The following is a 17,674-nucleotide window of genomic DNA, read 5'->3' on the forward strand; positions in this document are numbered from 1 at the left end:
GGCGGTATTCGGACATCATCTCGCAGCCATGACAAGGCGCGGACATGACTCAGCCCCCTCACTCGGCATGGAATACGCCTGGAAGGGGGCTGAGGAATCGAGCACCGGAAAACATCGCAAAAACCGGGGCCCGCAATTCAACGACCGAAAAGCCGAAGCCGGGAGGGCGAAGCCCCGGCTGCCGCAGGCGGAGGAATGGCCCGCGGTGGCCGGGGCTTCACATCGACGACGATCAGCTCTGGTTGTTGGAGCCGTTGTCCGAGAGGAGGCCGTCCAGGACGTGCGACAGCGGGTTGTCGCCGTTCTGGTTGGCAGAGATCTGGCTGCAGTTCTGCTGCGCCTTCCCTTCCAGGAGGTCCTGAACATTGACACCGATGAGGGCCGCAACCTGGGCGTGGATGTCCTGGATGGGCACGCAGTTGAGCACGCCACCCTGGATGAGGGCCATGTTCGGGCTCATCTTGCCGTAGGTGGTCGTGGCGCCGATGTTCTGCGAGGCCTTGTTGCCGATCTGGGTCGCGTGGTTACCGTCGTCCGCGATGGCGTGCGGGGCAGCAGTCGCCGAAACACCGAGGACGGAGGCCGCCATCGCCGTTGTAGCAAGAATCTTCTTGATCACGAGTTTTCCTTCTTGTGCTGAAGAGCCCTGGCATGCTCCGTTACCGAAGCGAGCTGATCAACCGTCGGGAAACCGGATTGGTTCCGCGTCTTCACTCGCGTGGCGCAATCAGCAGATCAACGCCATTGCGCGGGAACGCGAGCGCATGAGAGGCCCCGGAGGCGACGAGAACCCCGCAGGAAAGGGCCCTGCGCCCCACTCGGAAGCACCGCGAGGCCCCACCCGGAAACAGTGCGAGCCCACCCGCCGTGACGGATGGGCTCACACAGGGGCGCACAAGATCGCCGGCGCGGACACCGGGCTGCCGCGAAGGGCCGGGCGCCGAGATCAGCGGTAGTTCACGAACTGGATCGCGAAGTCCAGGTCCTTGCCCTTCAGGAGCTGCTGCACGGCCTGGAGGTCGTCACGGCTCTTCGAGCTGACCCGCAGCTCGTCACCCTGCACCTGCGCCTTGACGCCCTTCGGGCCCTCGTCGCGGATGATCTTCGCCACCTTCTTGGCGTTGTCCTGGGAGATCCCCTCCTCGATCGTGGCGAAGATCTTGTACTCCTTGCCCGACAGCTGCGGCTCGCCGGCGTCCAGCGCCTTCAGCGAGATGCCGCGCTTCACGAGCTTCGTCTCGAAGACGTCGAGGATGGCCTTGACCCGCTCCTCGGAGTTCGCCTCCATCAGGATCTTCTCGCCGGACCAGGAGATCGAGGCCCCGACGTTCTTGAAGTCGTAGCGCTGCGAGATCTCCTTGGCGGCCTGGTTGAGGGCGTTGTCGACCTCCTGCCGCTCGACCTTCGAGACGATGTCGAAACTGGAGTCGGCCATGTCCTGTGGCTCCTTGTATCGGGTGCGTAGGGGCTGCTGAGGGATAGCTCAGAGGGGTGGCCGGGCTGCCCTGGCCACCACCCCAAAGCCTAGCCACCCCCACCCGCCCCGGGCGCTGATCAATCCGGTGGCGAAGCACCCCCGGTCATCAGGTATCGTTTACGTCGTTGCCACGGAGCTCCGCCCCAAGCGGTCACTCTCGGCAACGCATCCCATGGCGGTGTGCCCGAGTGGCCAATGGGAGCGGACTGTAAATCCGTCGGCTTAGCCTACCCAGGTTCGAATCCTGGCGCCGCCACGCGATAGAAACGGCCCCTGATCTGCGGAAACGCGGATCAGGGGCCGTTTTCGTACATCGGGGGCGCGTGGCCTCACGGTCGGCTCAGTCGGCCAGGCGGAACGCCACTTCCGTCTCCCAGTTCGAGGCGTCCGGCTCCTCGCGCGGGTCCGTGCGGTACGACTCGATGCGGCAGCCCCACCGCTCCACGCCGTCCGCCGAGCGCGTCATGTCCCACTCCAGGCCCTGCTCCACCGCCCACGCCCGCAGCCGCGACGCCACGTCCGACAGATTGTCGGGATGACCGATGTGACGGACCGTCGCGTAGTGGCCCGCCGGGAGGACCGCGACGCCGATGTCGCCCTCCGGCTCGGGCGGGTGGGCGATCGGGACGCCCGCCTCGACGTCCGATTCGCCGGTCATGTTCACGGTGTTGAAGCGGAAGAAGGGCGCGTCCGCGATCCGGATGCCGCGGGTCGTCAGCCAGCCGATGAGTTCCGGCAGCCGGTCGGCGATCTCCGCGAAGCCGTCCAGCCGTACCGAGCGCCGCATGAAGACGTACGGCTGCTCGGCCCGTTGCACCACCTTGATCGCGCTCATGCGTCCCTCTCGCAACTCGGCCTCAGTTCCCCGCGACGTCCTTCACGGCGACCGCCACCGGCACCGAGCCGCTGACGACTTCCAGCGTCAGGCCCGCAGTCGAGGAGGTCTCCAGCAATTCCGCGACGACCGCCGCCACGTCGTCCCGGGGGATCGGCCCCCGCCCCGTCGACGCCTCCAGGCGGACCAGCCCGGTGCCCGCGTCGTCCGTCAGCATTCCGGGGCGCAGGATCGTCCACTCCAGGCCCATCTTGGCCCGTACGAAGTCGTCGGCGGCGCCCTTCGCGCGCAGATAGGCGTCGAAGACCTCGTCGCCCGCCCGTTCGGCGTCCGCGCCCATCGAAGAGACCATCACGAACCGCCGGGCGCCCGCCCGTTCCGCCGCCTCGGTGAAGAGTTCCGCCGCCGCCCGGTCGACGGTGTCCTTGCGCTCGGCGCCGCTGCCAGGGCCCGCGCCCGCGGCGAACACCGCTGCGTCGGCGCCCGCGAGGGCCGCCGCGACCGCCTCCGGGGTCGCCGACTCCAGGTCCAGTACGACCGGTTCGGCCCCGGCGTCCCGCAGGTCGTCCGCGTGGTCCCGGTTGCGGATGATGCCCGCGACCTCGTGCCCCGCGGCCGAGAGCAGCCGCTCCAGACGCAGGGCGATCTGTCCATGTCCACCAGCGATGACAATGCGCATGTCTCCGACCGTACGACCGGAACGGCGAAAGCGCTCAGGGACCCGGATCCGGCCGGCCCTGACGGGGCAGGTCGAGGGCGACAGCGACCGCGGAGTCGCAGTACTCCCGCACCGCACTGGTCCGCGCCACCACCCGTCCGCGGTGCACCACGATCCGGCTGTACGCGAGCGACAGCACGCCCGTCAGCCGCTCGCCCCGCACGGCCAGGAGCTCCGCCGGAAAGCCCGCCTCCACCCGCACCTCGGCCAGCCCCATCGCCCGCCGCGCCGCCGCGCTGACCGCGCCGTACGCCTCCACCGCCCGCAGACCGCTCTGCGAGGCCAGCAGATAGGCGGCCTCCAGTGGGTCCCCGCGCCCCACCGGATTCGACACGTCCCGCAGGGAGCCGCTCCCCGCCGCGAGACGGACGCCGGCGGCCCGCAGCAGCCGTACGGGGGCCGTTCCACGCATCTCCGTACCGCCGCAGCCGCCCTGGGGGAGGCAGACCACGGTCACGCCCGCCGCCGCCAATTGGTCCGCCGCCCGTGTCGCCGCGTCGGCCGAGAGCCGGGCGAGCCCGGCGCAGGGACCGATCGACACGCCGGGCCGCAGCCCGCCCGCCATCGCCGCGAGCCGTGCCAGCCTGGCCGGATCGTCACCGTCCGTGTGCAGATCGACCGGGCAGCCGTGCTCCGCGGCGATCTCCAGGACCGCCTCCGCGTACCCGGCCGGGTCGGGATCCAGGTCCGGGCAGCCGCCCACCACGCCCGCGCCCATCTTCACCGCGTCCCGGAGCATGGCGAGCCCGTCCGCCCCGGCGACTCCGGTCAGCAGCCGGGGCACCGCCACCGCCGTCAGATCGGTGAGCCCGCGCAGGGAGCGCCGCGCCTGGAGGACCGCCTCCAGGGGGCCGAGCTCCTGTACGTCCCCGATCCGCACGTGCGCGCGCAGGGCGGTCGCCCCGTGCCCCAGCTGGAGCAGCGCGGATTCGGTGGCGCGCCGCTGGACCTCGTCGGTGGCGTACGAGACGGGCCCGGGGGAGTCGGCGCTGAGCGCGGTGTCCGCGTGGGCGTGCGGCTCGGCGGGGGCGGGGAGGAGCAGATAGCCGCTGAGGTCGACGCGGGCGCCCAGGGCGCTGAGGCTGCCGACCGTGCCGACGGCCTCGATGCGTCCGCCGCCGAGCCGTACGTCGACCGTGCGGCCGTCCGTCAGCCGGGCGCCGCTGAGCAGCAGCGAGGTGGTGTCCGCGGTGGCTGCGGCACGGTCGTCCGGTGGCTGCGGCTGCTGGTTGTCGGCGGACATCGCGCTCCCGTGGGGCTCGGGCGTATGTACAAGATCACGAGCGTGAGCCGAGCCTAGGGGCGCCCCGACCGGGCTTCGAGGAGGAGCGCAATAGTCGTACCGGTGAGACCACGAGTGGCCTATGGGACGGGCGGGGCGGGGCCGGAGCGGGGGCGCCGGGAAGGTCGTCGCGCGGGGCGGCGAAACGGATTTGGGCGATGGGCGCAGGACCGTGTAATGTCTTCATCGCTCGCCCCAATAGCTCAGTCGGTAGAGCGTCTCCATGGTAAGGAGAAGGTCTACGGTTCGATTCCGTATTGGGGCTCTGATGGTGGTGATCCTCACCTTCGGGTGAGGGGATCCGTCATCGCAGCGGTGTAGCTCAGTCGGTAGAGCAAGCGGCTCATAATCGCTGTGTCACCGGTTCAAGTCCGGTCACCGCTACACACGGTAGCCGATTGTGGGGTCGGTCCTTCGATCGGCTACTCTTTTATGCGTTCATCCGTCCATCTGTCCGTCAAGGAGCACTCACGTGGCTGCCACCGACGTCCGCCCGAAGATCACGCTGGCCTGCGTGGAGTGCAAGGAGCGGAACTACATCACCAAGAAGAACCGGCGTAACAACCCGGATCGCATGGAGATGAAGAAGCACTGCCCGCGCTGCAACTCGCACACTGCGCACCGCGAGACGCGCTAACACTCAGGCTCGTATGCGAGGCCGTCCCCGCCAGGGGGCGGCCTCGTGTCGTTTCACCGGATCATTTGCCAGGAGTAGCAGGAGGTAGCGAGTTCATGGCACTCGACCAGTCCTTTGTGGGCCGGACCTATCCGCCCACCGCGCCGTACGAGGTCGGCCGGGAAAAGATCCGCGAGTTCGCCGAAGCGGTGGGGGACGCGCATCCCGCCTACACCGATCAGGAAGCCGCGAAGGCGCTCGGTCACCCCGATGTGATCGCCCCGCCGACTTTTGTGTTTGCTATCACATTCAAGGCTGCCGGGCAGGTCATCCAGGACCCGCAACTGGGTCTGGACTACAGCCGGGTGGTGCACGGCGACCAGAAGTTCGCCTACACCCGTCCCGTGCGGGCCGGGGACCGGCTGGCGGTCACCTCGACGATCGAGGCGATCAAGTCGATGGCGGGCAACGACATTCTGGATATCCGCGGCGAGGTGTACGACGAGTCCGGCGAGCACGTCGTGACCGTGTGGATCAAGCTCGTGTCGCGTGCGGCGGAGGAGAGCTGACGATGGCTGCGAAGATCGCGTTCGATGACGTCGAGGTCGGCACCGAGCTGCCGGCGCAGAGCTTCCCGGTGACGCGCGCCACGCTGGTGCGGTACGCCGGCGCCTCCGGGGACTTCAATCCCATCCACTGGAACGAGAAGTTCGCGGTCGAGGTCGGCCTCCCCGATGTCATCGCGCACGGCATGTTCACCATGGCCGAGGCGATCCGTGTCGTCACCGACTGGGCCGGCGACCCCGGTGCGGTCGTCGAGTACGGCGTCCGGTTCACCAAGCCGGTCGTGGTCCCCAATGACGACAAGGGCGCTGTGATCGAGGTCAGCGCCAAGGTCGGGGCGAAACTGGACGACAACAAGGTCCGGGTCGACCTGACCGCGACGGCGGCGGGCCAGAAGGTGCTGGGCATGTCCCGCGCGGTGGTCCGGCTCGGCTGAGAGCCATGGGTGGCCGCCGGAAACGGCGGCTGCCCGGTTCCCTCGTTGACAAAGTTAGTTATTGACCACTAACTTCAGATCCATGGTCAGGATGAGCGCGGAAGACCGGCGCGAGAGCGTCATCCGGGCGGCGATGAGCGAGTTCGCCGTGCGGGGCTACTACGGCACCTCCACCGAGGCGATCGCCAAGCGGGTGGGTGTCTCGCAGCCGTATCTCTTCCGTCTCTTCCCGAGCAAGAAGGCGATCTTCCTCGCGGCCTCCGAGCGCTGCCTCGCCGAAGCCCGGCGGGTCTTCGCCGAGGCGTCGGAGGGGCTGGAGGGTGAAGAGGCCCTGCACGCCATGGCCAACGCCTACACCGGGGTCATCGCGGAGAACCCCGAGCGTCTGCTGATGCAGATGCAGGTGTACACCACGGTGGCGGCGGCCGAGGCGGCCGGCGACCACGAGCTCGGGGAGGCCGTGCGGGCCGGCTGGCTGGAGCTCTGGGACACGGTTCATGTGCCGCTCGGTGCCGACATCGACGGGACCACGACGTTCATGGCCTACGGGATGCTGATCAACACCCTGGTCGCCATGGGTTTTGCGCCGGAGCACAGGATCTGGCAGGGGCTTTATCCGTCGGCCCGGCTCACGGGCCGGCTCGAGAAGTAACCGCACCACGAGGGCTCTCCGAGCTCTTTTCTGCTCCCGAAAGTTAGTCATCAATAACTAACCTTGTCCTCGGAAGGGACCGCGATGAACGGGCACGTGACCGAACGCCGTACCGGAGCCGCCTGGGCTCTCGTCCTCACCAGCGTCGCCGGTTTCATGGCGGCCCTGGACAACCTGGTCGTCACCACCGCCCTCCCCTCGATCCGCGAGGATCTCGGCGGAGCGCTGGACGACCTCGAATGGACGGTGAGCGCCTACACCCTCACCTTCGCCGTGCTGCTGATGTTCGGTGCCGCCCTCGGTGACCGCTTCGGCCGACGCCGTCTCTTCATCACCGGACTCGCGGTCTTCACCGGCGCCTCCGCCGCGGCCGCCCTCGCTCCCGGCATAGACGCCCTGATCGCCGCCCGTGCCGTCCAGGGCGTCGGCGCCGCGATCATGATGCCGCTCACCCTCACCCTGCTCACCGCGGCCGTGCCGGCCGCCAAGCGCGGTATGGCGTACGGCATCTGGGGAGCCGTCAACGGCCTCGCCGTGGCCTCGGGCCCGCTCATCGGCGGGAGTCTCACCGAGCACGTGTCCTGGCAGTGGATCTTCTGGCTGAACGTGCCGCTCGGGCTCGCCCTGCTGCCCCTCGCCCGGCTGCGTCTCGCCGAGTCGTACGGCACCGGCGCCCGGCTCGACATCGCCGGCACCCTGCTCGCCAGCGGCGGCCTCTTCGGCATCGTGTACGGGCTGATCCGCGGCCCCCTCGACGGCTGGACCAGCACCACCGTGCTCACCGCGCTGATCGCGGGCGCCGCCCTGATCGGCGGGTTCGTCCACCACGGCATCCGCAACAAGGCGCCGATGCTCCCGATGCGCCTCTTCCGCAGCCGTGCCTTCACCGGCATCAACGCGGCGAGTCTGCTGATGTTCCTGGGCATGTTCGGGTCGATCTTCCTGCTCAGCCAGTACATGCAGGGCGTCCTCGGCTACTCGCCCACCGAGGCCGGACTGCGCATGCTCCCCTGGACCGGCATGCCGATGATCGCGGCGCCGATCGCGGGCTACCTCTCCGACCGGATCGGCGGCCGCCCGGTGGTCGCCGCCGGGCTGGCCCTCCAGGCGCTCGGTCTCGCCTGGTACGCCGTGGTCGTGGCGCCCGACGCGTCCTACGCCGTCCAGCTCCCCGCCCTGATCGTCAGCGGTATCGGCATGGGCCTCTTCTTCGCACCGGCCGCCAACCTGGTCATGTCCAGCGTCCGCCCCTCCGAGCAGGGCATCGCCTCCGGCGCCAACAACGCCCTGCGCGAGGTCGGCGGCGCCCTCGGCATCGCGGTGATGTCCTCGATCTTCGCCGCCCAGGGTGGCTACGACTCCGGACGCCACTTCGTCGACGGCCTGACGCCCGCCCTGTGGGCCGGCGCCGCGACAGTGGCCCTGGCAGCGGTCGCCGCGCTTCTCATCCCGGCCCGGCGCCCGGCGCCCCAGGAAGCCCCCGACCTCCCCGAGAGCGGCGACCGCGAGCTGATCGCCGCCTGACACCGCGCTTCCGCGCGGCCCCGCCGGGATCCCGGCGGGGCCGTACACCTTTCCGCGGCCGTGCTCGCGGGCCCCGTACTCTTGCGCCTGTGCAGGAACTCCACGACGCCCCCCTCGCCCCCCTGACCACCTTCCGGCTGGGCGGCCCCGCCGCCCGGCTCGTCACGGCCACCACGGACGCCGAGGTGATCGACGCCGTGCGGGAGGCCGACGACGCCGGCACCCCGCTGCTGATCATCGGCGGCGGCTCCAACCTGGTCATCGGTGACAAGGGCTTCGACGGAACCGCCCTGCGCATCGCCACCACCGGTTTCGCCCTGGACGGCACGCGGCTGGAGCTGGCCGCGGGCGAGGTCTGGACGGACGCCGTCGCCCGGAGCGTCGAGGCCGGGCTCGCGGGCATCGAGTGCCTCGCGGGCATCCCCGGCTCGGCCGGCGCGACCCCGATCCAGAACGTCGGGGCCTACGGCCAGGAGGTCTCCTCGACCATCACGGAGGTCGTCGCCTACGACCGCCGGGAGCGCGAGACGGTCACCCTGGCGAACGCCGACTGCCACTTCTCGTACCGGCACAGCCGCTTCAAGCAGCACCCGGACCGCTATGTGGTGCTGCGCGTGCGCTTCGAGCTGGAGGACGCCGGGGGCATGAGCGCGCCGCTCAAGTACCCCGAGACCGCCCGCTCGCTCGGTGTGGAGGCGGGGGAGCGCGTCCCTCTCGTCACGGCCCGCGAGACCGTACTGAAGCTGCGCGCAGGCAAGGGCATGGTCCTGGACCCCGAGGACCACGACACCTGGTCGGCCGGCTCCTTCTTCACCAACCCGATCCTGACGGCCGGGCAGTACGAGACCTTCCTCGCGGCGGCCAGGGAGCGGCTGGGGCCGGACGTCACGCCGCCCGCCTTCCCGGCGGGCGACGACAGGGTCAAGACCTCGGCCGCCTGGCTGATCGACAAGGCGGGCTTCACCAAGGGGTACGGCACCGGCCCGGCCCGTATCTCCACCAAGCACACCCTCGCCCTCACCAACCGGGGAGCGGCCACGACCGAGGACCTGCTGGCGCTGGCCCGCGAGGTCGTCGCCGGGGTGCGGGACGCCTTCGGGATCACCCTGGTGAACGAGCCGGTGACCGTCGGCGTCGAGCTGTAGGCGCGCCGCGGACGCGGGTGGGTACGCGGTCCTAGTACGCGACACCCACCGGCTGCCTCAGCGTCGCCGGGTCGTCGACCATCGCCAGCATCGCGTGCGCCACATCGGCGCGGGCGATGTTCCGGCCGGAGCGCGGATTGGCGCCGACGACGGTCCGGTAGACCCCGGTGACCGGTCCGTTGGTCAGTTTCGGCGGCCGGACGGACGTCCAGTCGGTGGCGCTGGCCGCGAGCTCCCCCTCCATCAGCCTGAGGTCGGCGTACACCTCCTTCAGAGCCGCCTTCACCACGCTGACGAACATCCGGTCGATCATCGGCTCGTCCGCTGGTGTGTCGGCCAGCGGCGCCGCGCTCACCACCAGGAACCGGCGGACGCGCTCGGCCTCCAGCGCCGCCAGCACTGACCGGGTCAGGGCCGTCGTGATCCCGTCGGCCTTGCGGCCGCGCGAGCCGAGCCCGGAGAGCACCGCGTCCCGGCCTGCGACCGCGGGTCGCAGCGCCTCGGGGTCCCGCAGATCCGCCCGGAACACCTCCAGCGCGTCCCCCGTCAGCGTGAACCCGGCCGGATCGCGCACCACCGCCGTCACCTGATGGCCGGCCGCCAGACCCTGCCGGACGATCTCTCGGCCGATTCCGCCGGTCGCACCGAAAACCGTGAGCCTCATCGCGCGCCCTCCCAAGGTGGGTAAGTATTCACTCACCCCTAGAGTGGGTACTCACTCACCATTCCGTCAAGCCTGGTTGGAACCGCCATGCAGCAGAAGCCGGCCCGCGTCCGGATCGTCGACGCCGCCTACGAGCTCATGCTCACCCTCGGCCTCGCCCGCGCGACGACCAAGGAGATCGCCAAGGCCGCCGGCTGCTCGGAAGCCGCCCTCTACAAGAGCTTCGCCAGCAAGGAGGAGCTCTTCGTGACCGTCCTCATGGAACGGCTGCCCAGGCTCCACCCGCTGGTCCACCGCCTCATCGCCGAGCCGGGGGAGCGGAGTGTGGAGGAGAACCTCACCGAGATCGCCCACCGCGCCGCCGAGTTCTACGCCCAGAGCTTCCCGATCGCCGCCTCGCTCTACGCGGACCCCCGGCTCAAGCAGCGCCACGACGAGGCGATGCGGGAACTGGGCGCGGGCCCGCACATGCCGATCCGCGGCGTCGACCAGTACCTGCGCGCCGAACAGCGGGCCGGCCGGATCAGCCAGGACGCGGACACCTACGCGGCTGCTTCCCTGCTCCTCGGCGCCTGCGCCCAACGGGCCTTCGCCTACGACATGACGCCCGACGGCAAGCCCCCGCAGGACCTCGACAGTTTCGCCGCGTCGATCGCCCGCACCCTCCTGCGCGGCCTCAGCCGCTGATCCACTGGTCGATGCCGGCCAGTAGCTTCTCCTTCTCCGACTCCGGCGCCGCCGACCCCCGCACCGACTGACGGGCCAGCTCCGCCAGCTCGGCGTCGGTGAACCCGTGGTGGCGGCGGGCGATCTCGTACTGGGCGGCCAGCCGCGACCCGAAGAGCAGCGGGTCGTCCGCGCCCAGCGCCATCGGGACCCCGGCCTCGAACAGCGTCCGCAGCGGCACGTCCTCGGGCTTCTCGTACACCCCCAGAGCCACATTCGACGCGGGGCAGACCTCGCAGGTCACCCCGCGATCGGCGAGCTTGCGCAGCAGCCGGGGGTCCTCCGCCGCCCGCACCCCGTGCCCGATCCTCCCCGCACGCAGATCGTCCAGGCAGTCCCGCACCGACGCCGGTCCCGTCAGCTCCCCGCCGTGCGGCGCGGCGAGCAGCCCGCCCTCCCGCGCGATGGCGAACGCCCGGTCGAAGTCCCGCGCCAGACCGCGGCGCTCGTCGTTGGAGAGACCGAAACCCACCACACCCCGGTCGGCGAAGCGGACGGCGAGACGCGCCAGCGTGCGGGCGTCCAGCGGGTGCTTCATCCGGTTGGCCGCGACCAGGACACGTATCCCGAGGCCGGTCTCGCGCGACGCCGCGTCCACCGCGTCCAGGATGATCTCCAGCGCCGGGATCAGCCCGCCCAACAGAGGGGCGTACGAGGTGGGGTCGACCTGGATCTCCAGCCAGCCGGACCCGTCGCGGACATCCTCCTCGGCCGCCTCGCGGACCAGTCGCTGGATGTCCTCGGGCTCACGCAGACACGAGCGGGCGATGTCGTAGAGCCGCTGAAAACGGAACCAGCCGCGCTCGTCGGTGGCCCGCAGCTTGGGCGGCGTACCGCTGCTCAGCGCGTCGGGCAGATGGACGCCGTACTTGTCGGCGAGCTCGATCAGGGTCGTGGGCCGCATCGAGCCGGTGAAGTGGAGATGCAGATGGGCCTTGGGCAGCAGACGGATGTCGCGGACGTGCTCCATTGGGGGATCTTGCCGCAACCGTCCGGCGTACGGCAGCCCCTTTCCCCGAACGGGTGCGTGATGGAACGAAAAAACGGGTCCCCGGCCGAAACCGGGGACCCGCTCCTCAGAACGTTGAGAACTCAGGCGCGCGCTTCCGCGAGCAGCTTCTGGATCCGGGACACGCCCTCGACCAGGTCCTCGTCGCCCAGCGCGTACGAAAGCCGCAGGTAGCCCGGCGTACCGAAGGCCTCGCCCGGTACGACCGCGACCTCGGCCTCATCGAGGATGAGCGCCGCGAGCTCCACCGAGGTCTGCGGACGCTTGCCGCGGATCTCCTTGCCGAGCAGCTCCTTCACCGACGGGTACGCGTAGAACGCACCCTCCGGGGTCGGGCAGAACACACCCTCGATCTCGTTGAGCATCCGCACGATGGTCTGCCGGCGGCGGTCGAAGGCGGCGCGCATCTCGGCGACCGCGTCCAGGTTCCCGGAGACGGCGGCCAGCGCCGCGATCTGCGCCACGTTGGAGACATTGGAGGTGGCGTGCGACTGCAGGTTGGTCGCGGCCTTCACCACGTCCTTCGGCCCCACGATCCACCCGACGCGCCAGCCCGTCATCGCGTAGGTCTTGGCGACACCGTTGACCACGACGCACTTGTCGCGCAGCTCGGGGACGATCGCCGGCAGCGAGGTGAACTTCGCGTCGCCGTAGACCAGGTGCTCGTAGATCTCGTCGGTCAGCACCCACAGGCCGTGCTCGACGGCCCAGCGGCCGATCGCCTCGGCGTCGGCCTCGGTGTACACCGCGCCCGTCGGGTTGGACGGGGAGACGAAGAGGACCACCTTCGTCCGCGCCGTGCGCGCCGCCTCCAGCTGCTCGACGGAGACCCGGTAGCCGGTGGTCTCGTCGGCGACGACCTCCACCGGGACACCGCCCGCGAGGCGGATCGACTCGGGGTAGGTCGTCCAGTAGGGAGCCGGGACGATGACCTCGTCGCCCGGGTCGAGGATCGCGGCGAACGCCTCGTAGATCGCCTGCTTGCCGCCGTTGGTCACCAGGACCTGGGAGGCGTCGACCTCGTAACCGGAGTCGCGCAGCGTCTTCGCGGCGATGGCGGCCTTCAGCTCGGGAAGTCCGCCGGCCGGCGTGTAGCGGTGGTACTTCGGGTTGCGGCAGGCCTCGATCGCGGCCTCGACGATGTAGTCGGGCGTCGGAAAGTCGGGCTCACCCGCGCCGAAGCCGATCACCGGACGGCCGGCGGCCTTGAGGGCCTTCGCCTTTGCGTCGACGGCGAGGGTCGCGGACTCGGAGATCGCGCCGACTCGGGCGGAGACCCGGCGCTCGGTGGGAGGGGTTGCAGCGCTCATGCGGCCCATCGTCCCAGACGGCCTTCGTACCCGGCACACAGGTTTCGAGGAGCGGACAGGAACGGTCATCGGCGGTCGCCGGTGCTTTCTGTTCGACGCACGGCCTGTGAACACGTACACTCACTGGTCGTTGGCCCGCACCGACCACATCTCCGGATGGGGTAGGTTGGGGGAACCACAAAGGGTCGTAGCTCAATTGGTAGAGCACTGGTCTCCAAAACCAGCGGTTGGGGGTTCAAGTCCCTCCGGCCCTGCTACACACACCGCCAGGTTGTGTGCGCATGCATGTACGTCTTCATTGCACCGCCGTGCGGCTCCACCCGGGCGCGGCACGGCCACGACCCGGAATCAGGTGAGAGATCGTGACGGACGCCGTAGGCTCCATCGACATGCCTGATGCCGAGGACGAAGCGCCGGAGTCCAAGAAGAAGGCCCGCAAGGGCGGTAAGCGTGGAAAGAAGGGCCCCCTGGGCCGTCTCGCGCTTTTCTACCGGCAGATTATCGCGGAGCTCCGCAAGGTCGTCTGGCCCACTCGGAGCCAGCTGTCGACCTACACCACCGTTGTGATCGTCTTCGTCGTCATCATGATCGGTCTCGTGACCGTGATTGACTATGGCTTCCAGGAAGCAGTCAAGTACGTCTTCGGCTGAGTCCCGCGGAGGGCGCCCCCGCGGGCGCCCCTTTTCGCATGTTCCACCCCATCTGTATCGCAGGAAGAAGCAGCCACCGTGTCTGACCCGAACCTGAACGACGCCATCGAGTCTGTGGAGTCCGCTGAGGACGAGCTCGACATCGTCGAGGCGGCCGACGAGGACCAGGCTGAGGCTGCTGACGCCGCCGCGGGCGAGGCTGCCGAAGAGGCAGCGATCCACGGCGAGGACGAGGCCGGCGAGGACGTCGCCGCCGAGTCCGAGGTCGACGAGGAGACCGCCGCCGAGGCCGAGGTCGACGCGATCGCCGCCGACACCGACGCCGAAGAGGGCGCGGAGGCCGAGGAGGCCGACGAGGAGCCCGCCGCTCCGGTCGACCCCGTCACCGCCCTCCGCGACGAGCTCCGTGGTCTGCCCGGCGAGTGGTACGTGATCCACACCTACGCGGGCTACGAGAAGCGCGTGAAGGCCAACCTCGAGCAGCGTGCCGTCTCGCTGAACGTCGAGGAGTTCATCTACCAGGCCGAGGTCCCCGAGGAAGAGATCGTCCAGATCAAGAACGGCGAGCGCAAGAACGTCCGGCAGAACAAGCTGCCCGGTTACGTTCTCGTCCGCATGGATCTGACGAACGAGTCCTGGGGCGTCGTCCGCAACACCCCCGGTGTCACCGGCTTCGTGGGCAACGCCTACGACCCGTACCCGCTGACCCTGGACGAGATCGTCAAGATGCTCGCTCCGGAGGCTGAGGAGAAGGCCGCCCGCGAGGCCGCCGAGGCCGAGGGCAAGCCGGCTCCGTCCCGCAAGGTCGAGGTCCAGGTGCTGGACTTCGAGGTGGGCGACTCGGTCACCGTCACCGACGGCCCGTTCGCGACGCTGCAGGCGACCATCAACGAGATCAACGCCGACTCGAAGAAGGTCAAGGGCCTCGTCGAGATCTTCGGCCGCGAGACCCCGGTCGAGCTGAGCTTCGACCAGATCCAGAAGAACTAGCGCTTTCTGGAACACACGCCTCCGACCAGGTCAGAACGGCTCTCGCAGCCGCTCTGACCTGCTCGGTTTTTGGCCGCGCACCTATACCCGTTATCGTTGTGCGGTATGCCTCCATCCGGATGACTGGATGGTCGGCCGAAAACTCTCACTAGGACCCGGAGAGAGCAATGCCTCCCAAGAAGAAGAAGGTCACGGGGCTTATCAAGCTCCAGATCCAGGCCGGTGCGGCCAACCCGGCTCCGCCGGTCGGTCCCGCGCTCGGTCAGCACGGCGTCAACATCATGGAGTTCTGCAAGGCCTACAACGCCGCGACCGAGTCGCAGCGTGGCATGGTCGTGCCGGTGGAGATCACGGTCTACGAGGACCGTTCCTTCACCTTCATCACCAAGACTCCGCCGGCCGCCAAGCTGATCCTCAAGGCCGCGGGTGTGGACAAGGGCTCCGGCGAGCCGCACAAGACCAAGGTCGCCAAGCTGACGGCCGCCCAGGTCCGCGAGATCGCCACGACCAAGCTCCCCGACCTGAACGCCAACGACCTCGACGCCGCGTCGAAGATCATCGCTGGCACCGCCCGTTCCATGGGCATCACGGTCGAGGGCTGATCAGCCCCGTCTGACCAGTGGTAGGACCACGCGCTGGTCCGCACCACGACTCCACACCTGCCATGCGGCCGAGCCGCGTGGTGTAACCGCAACAGGAGAAGAAGTGAAGCGCAGCAAGGCTCTCCGCGGCGCGGACGCCAAGATCGACCGGGAGCGTACCTACGCCCCCCTCGAGGCCGTCCGTCTCGCCAAGGACACCGCCACCACCAAGTTCGACGGCACCGTCGAGGTCGCCTTCCGCCTGGGCGTCGACCCTCGCAAGGCCGACCAGATGGTCCGTGGCACCGTGAACCTTCCGCACGGCACCGGTAAGACCGCCCGGGTCCTGGTCTTCGCGACCGGCGACCGTGCCGAGGCCGCGCTTGCCGCGGGCGCCGACATCGTCGGCTCCGACGAACTGATCGACGAGGTTGCGAAGGGCCGTCTGGACTTCGACGCCGTCGTCGCGACCCCGGACCTCATGGGCAAGGTCGGCCGCCTCGGCCGCGTCCTCGGCCCGCGTGGTCTCATGCCGAACCCGAAGACCGGCACCGTCACCCCCGATGTCACCAAGGCTGTGAACGACATCAAGGGCGGCAAGATCGAGTTCCGTGTCGACAAGCACTCGAACCTGCACTTCATCATCGGCAAGGTTTCCTTCGATGACACGAAGCTGGTCGAGAACTACGCGGCGGCGCTGGAGGAGATCCTCCGTCTGAAGCCGTCCGCCGCCAAGGGCCGCTACATCAAGAAGGCGACCCTGGCCACGACGATGGGCCCCGGCATCCCGCTGGACTCCAACCGCACCCGGAACCTCCTCGTCGAGGAGGACCCGGCCGCGGTCTGAGCCTGACGGCTCCGAGTGGCACTCTCGGGCCCCGCACCTCCTCGGAGGCGCGGGGCCCGATTTGCTTGACCCGTACGGGTTCGCGTACTCTCATCCAGAAGCCAAAGACCGCTGGTCGTTGCTGTGCTCCGCGAGGGGTGCAGTGGCCGAAGGATCCGCTGGAAGCGGACGACCCGCGCAGGTGATCGTGGAAGAGTTCCCGGATGTTTTTCGGTTGAGCTAAGCCCCGTGCGCCTGCGCCGGGGCGTTCTCTTTTTCCAGCCCCTTCTGAGCGGTCCTCATCACCCGGAAGGAGGCCGACGCTCTATGGCAAGGCCCGACAAGGCTGCCGCGGTAGCCGAGCTCGCGGACCAGTTCCGCAGCTCGAACGCCGCCGTGCTGACCGAGTACCGGGGTCTCACCGTGGCGCAGCTCAAGACGCTGCGTCGTTCGCTCGGTGAGAACGCCCAGTACGCCGTGGTGAAGAACACGCTGACCAAGATTGCGGCCAACGAGGCCGGGATCACTTCGCTGGACGACCAGTTCACTGGTCCGACGGCGGTTGCCTTCATCACCGGTGACCCGGTGGAGTCGGCGAAGGGTCTTCGTGACTTCGCCAAGGAGAACCCGAACCTGATCATCAAGGGCGGTGTCCTTGATGGTAAGGCGCTGTCCGCCGATGAGATCAAGAAGCTTGCGGACCTCGAGTCCCGCGAGGTTCTGCTCAGCAAGCTGGCCGGCGCGTTCAAGGGCAAGCAGTCCCAGGCTGCCTCGCTCTTCCAGGCGCTGCCGTCGAAGTTCGTCCGCACCGCGGAAGCGCTTCGCGTCAAGCTCGCCGAGCAGGGCGGTGCCGAGTAATTCGGCTCGCGCAATGATCGCCGCCCACTAGGGCGACGGTCGCAGCGGGCCAAACGTACGCCCGCCTTCATGTACACCCGGCACCAGCCGAATTAGTGGAAGGACGCCATCATGGCGAAGCTGTCCCAGGACGACCTGCTCGCGCAGTTCGAAGAGATGACCCTCATCGAGCTCTCCGAGTTCGTGAAGGCCTTCGAGGAGAAGTTCGACGTCACCGCCGCCGCGGCCGTCGCCGTTGCCGGCCCGGCCGGCCCGGCCGCCGCCGCCGAGGCCGCTGAGGAGCAGGACGAGTTCGACGTCATCCTCACCGCCGCCGGTGACAAGAAGATCCAGGTCATCAAGGTCGTGCGTGAGCTGACCTCCCTCGGCCTGAAGGAGGCCAAGGACCTCGTCGACGGCGCCCCGAAGCCCGTCCTCGAGAAGGTCGCCAAGGAGGCCGCCGAGAAGGCTGCCGAGTCCCTCAAGGGCGCCGGCGCCTCCGTCGAGGTCAAGTAACACCTCGCGAGTCTCCTGACTCGCTCAGCGCCTTCCAGGCGCCGCCAAGGGCGATCACCCATCCGGGTGGTCGCCCTTCGGCGTTGCCGTGGCGGCTGCCTTGCAGCCGTCCCGTGGCGGAGTATGGTGATCTTCGCCGTGCGCCCCGTTGACCGGGGGGCCTTGACGAACCGCACGCAGCGCGCAATTCTCAGGACGCGTCGTCACAACGATCCGTATCCGAGGCATGGATCGACGACCGAACGGGCAGTATCGAGGTGCGCTACACGGCGCGAGGTACCGCGGAGTTGAGAACAACGAGGGTCGCGAAAAGCTC

At 69.1% G+C, this 17,674-nt stretch carries 21 protein-coding genes and 4 tRNA genes; 17 read left to right on the plus strand and 8 right to left on the minus strand.

Annotated features, from left to right (window positions below; translation table 11 throughout):
• Positions 1–232: 232 nt before the first annotated feature.
• A complete protein-coding gene (locus ACZ5VC_RS24930; protein WP_469122259.1) occupies positions 233–619 on the minus strand; it encodes a rodlin in 387 nt (128 codons plus the stop codon).
• Between the two features lie 327 nt (positions 620–946).
• Positions 947–1,435, minus strand: coding sequence for a YajQ family cyclic di-GMP-binding protein (locus ACZ5VC_RS24935; protein WP_468708407.1), 489 nt, complete (start codon positions 1,433–1,435; stop codon positions 947–949).
• A gap of 216 nt (positions 1,436–1,651) precedes the next feature.
• Between ACZ5VC_RS24935 and ACZ5VC_RS24940 the strand changes: the two genes are divergently transcribed.
• A tRNA-Tyr gene (locus ACZ5VC_RS24940) sits at positions 1,652–1,733 on the plus strand.
• 84 nt (positions 1,734–1,817) lie between these two features.
• Here the strand turns inward: ACZ5VC_RS24940 and ACZ5VC_RS24945 are convergent.
• Genes ACZ5VC_RS24945 through ACZ5VC_RS24955 form a run of 3 tightly spaced genes read right to left on the minus strand, consistent with a single transcriptional unit; the run spans position 1,818 to position 4,273 of the window.
• Positions 1,818–2,312: a GyrI-like domain-containing protein gene (locus tag ACZ5VC_RS24945; RefSeq protein WP_469122260.1), complete on the minus strand. Its 495-nt coding sequence runs from the start codon at positions 2,310–2,312 to the stop codon at positions 1,818–1,820.
• Positions 2,313–2,334: 22 nt separating this feature from the next.
• On the minus strand, positions 2,335–2,991 hold the full coding sequence (locus ACZ5VC_RS24950; RefSeq protein WP_469122261.1) for an SDR family oxidoreductase: 657 nt from the start codon (positions 2,989–2,991) through the stop codon (positions 2,335–2,337).
• A gap of 34 nt (positions 2,992–3,025) precedes the next feature.
• A complete protein-coding gene (locus ACZ5VC_RS24955; RefSeq protein WP_469122262.1) occupies positions 3,026–4,273 on the minus strand; it encodes an amidohydrolase family protein in 1,248 nt (415 codons plus the stop codon).
• A gap of 231 nt (positions 4,274–4,504) precedes the next feature.
• Here ACZ5VC_RS24955 and ACZ5VC_RS24960 point away from each other — a divergent pair.
• From ACZ5VC_RS24960 to ACZ5VC_RS24995, 8 genes are all read left to right on the plus strand, one after another.
• Positions 4,505–4,577: transfer RNA gene (locus ACZ5VC_RS24960), tRNA-Thr, on the plus strand.
• A gap of 46 nt (positions 4,578–4,623) precedes the next feature.
• A tRNA-Met gene (locus ACZ5VC_RS24965) sits at positions 4,624–4,696 on the plus strand.
• An 88-nt stretch (positions 4,697–4,784) separates the two neighbouring features.
• A complete protein-coding gene (gene rpmG / locus ACZ5VC_RS24970; RefSeq protein WP_007265873.1) occupies positions 4,785–4,949 on the plus strand; it encodes a 50S ribosomal protein L33 in 165 nt (54 codons plus the stop codon).
• A 95-nt stretch (positions 4,950–5,044) separates the two neighbouring features.
• A complete protein-coding gene (locus ACZ5VC_RS24975) occupies positions 5,045–5,497 on the plus strand; it encodes an FAS1-like dehydratase domain-containing protein (protein ID WP_469122263.1) in 453 nt (150 codons plus the stop codon).
• A gap of 2 nt (positions 5,498–5,499) precedes the next feature.
• A complete protein-coding gene (locus tag ACZ5VC_RS24980; protein ID WP_469122264.1) occupies positions 5,500–5,928 on the plus strand; it encodes a MaoC family dehydratase in 429 nt (142 codons plus the stop codon).
• A gap of 82 nt (positions 5,929–6,010) precedes the next feature.
• Positions 6,011–6,580 carry a TetR/AcrR family transcriptional regulator gene (locus ACZ5VC_RS24985; protein ID WP_469122265.1) on the plus strand — a complete coding sequence of 190 codons (570 nt, stop codon included), beginning with the start codon at positions 6,011–6,013 and terminating at the stop codon, positions 6,578–6,580.
• An 84-nt stretch (positions 6,581–6,664) separates the two neighbouring features.
• Positions 6,665–8,104: an MFS transporter gene (locus ACZ5VC_RS24990; RefSeq protein WP_469122266.1), complete on the plus strand. Its 1,440-nt coding sequence runs from the start codon at positions 6,665–6,667 to the stop codon at positions 8,102–8,104.
• A gap of 89 nt (positions 8,105–8,193) precedes the next feature.
• Complete coding sequence (locus ACZ5VC_RS24995; RefSeq protein WP_469122267.1) at positions 8,194–9,249, plus strand: UDP-N-acetylmuramate dehydrogenase; 1,056 nt, start codon at positions 8,194–8,196, stop codon at positions 9,247–9,249.
• A gap of 31 nt (positions 9,250–9,280) precedes the next feature.
• On the opposite strand, the gene ACZ5VC_RS25000 is transcribed toward ACZ5VC_RS24995, so the two are convergent.
• The gene (locus ACZ5VC_RS25000; RefSeq protein WP_469122268.1) at positions 9,281–9,913 is read right to left on the minus strand and encodes an NAD(P)-dependent oxidoreductase; all 633 of its coding nucleotides are present in this window, start codon (positions 9,911–9,913) and stop codon (positions 9,281–9,283) included.
• Between the two features lie 87 nt (positions 9,914–10,000).
• Between ACZ5VC_RS25000 and ACZ5VC_RS25005 the strand changes: the two genes are divergently transcribed.
• A complete protein-coding gene (locus tag ACZ5VC_RS25005) occupies positions 10,001–10,600 on the plus strand; it encodes a TetR/AcrR family transcriptional regulator (RefSeq protein WP_469122269.1) in 600 nt (199 codons plus the stop codon).
• On the opposite strand, the gene ACZ5VC_RS25010 is transcribed toward ACZ5VC_RS25005, so the two are convergent.
• Together ACZ5VC_RS25010 and ACZ5VC_RS25015 are read right to left on the minus strand one after the other, a co-directional pair.
• Positions 10,590–11,609, minus strand: coding sequence for an adenosine deaminase (locus ACZ5VC_RS25010; protein WP_469122270.1), 1,020 nt, complete (start codon positions 11,607–11,609; stop codon positions 10,590–10,592). The genes ACZ5VC_RS25005 and ACZ5VC_RS25010 overlap by 11 nt on opposite strands.
• A gap of 122 nt (positions 11,610–11,731) precedes the next feature.
• Positions 11,732–12,958, minus strand: a complete 1,227-nt coding sequence (locus ACZ5VC_RS25015; RefSeq protein WP_469122271.1) for a pyridoxal phosphate-dependent aminotransferase — start codon at positions 12,956–12,958, stop codon at positions 11,732–11,734.
• A 181-nt stretch (positions 12,959–13,139) separates the two neighbouring features.
• Here ACZ5VC_RS25015 and ACZ5VC_RS25020 point away from each other — a divergent pair.
• From ACZ5VC_RS25020 to rplL, 7 genes are all read left to right on the plus strand, one after another.
• Positions 13,140–13,212 (plus strand) — tRNA-Trp (locus tag ACZ5VC_RS25020).
• A 108-nt stretch (positions 13,213–13,320) separates the two neighbouring features.
• On the plus strand, positions 13,321–13,608 hold the full coding sequence (gene secE, locus ACZ5VC_RS25025) for a preprotein translocase subunit SecE (protein WP_468708380.1): 288 nt from the start codon (positions 13,321–13,323) through the stop codon (positions 13,606–13,608).
• 78 nt (positions 13,609–13,686) lie between these two features.
• Positions 13,687–14,598, plus strand: coding sequence for a transcription termination/antitermination protein NusG (gene nusG, locus ACZ5VC_RS25030; RefSeq protein ID WP_469122272.1), 912 nt, complete (start codon positions 13,687–13,689; stop codon positions 14,596–14,598).
• A 167-nt stretch (positions 14,599–14,765) separates the two neighbouring features.
• Entirely contained in the window at positions 14,766–15,200 is a 435-nt protein-coding gene (rplK, locus tag ACZ5VC_RS25035; RefSeq protein ID WP_005313632.1) for a 50S ribosomal protein L11, read from the plus strand.
• Positions 15,201–15,303: 103 nt separating this feature from the next.
• A complete protein-coding gene (gene rplA, locus ACZ5VC_RS25040) occupies positions 15,304–16,026 on the plus strand; it encodes a 50S ribosomal protein L1 (protein ID WP_469122273.1) in 723 nt (240 codons plus the stop codon).
• Positions 16,027–16,332: 306 nt separating this feature from the next.
• Entirely contained in the window at positions 16,333–16,863 is a 531-nt protein-coding gene (gene rplJ / locus ACZ5VC_RS25045) for a 50S ribosomal protein L10 (protein ID WP_328310989.1), read from the plus strand.
• A 111-nt stretch (positions 16,864–16,974) separates the two neighbouring features.
• Positions 16,975–17,358 (plus strand): 50S ribosomal protein L7/L12, encoded by a 384-nt coding sequence (gene rplL / locus ACZ5VC_RS25050; protein WP_469122274.1) that lies wholly within the window; start codon positions 16,975–16,977, stop codon positions 17,356–17,358.
• The last annotated feature ends 316 nt before the right edge of the window (positions 17,359–17,674 follow it).

It is taken from the genome of Streptomyces sp. NPDC033174 (assembly GCF_055577795.1).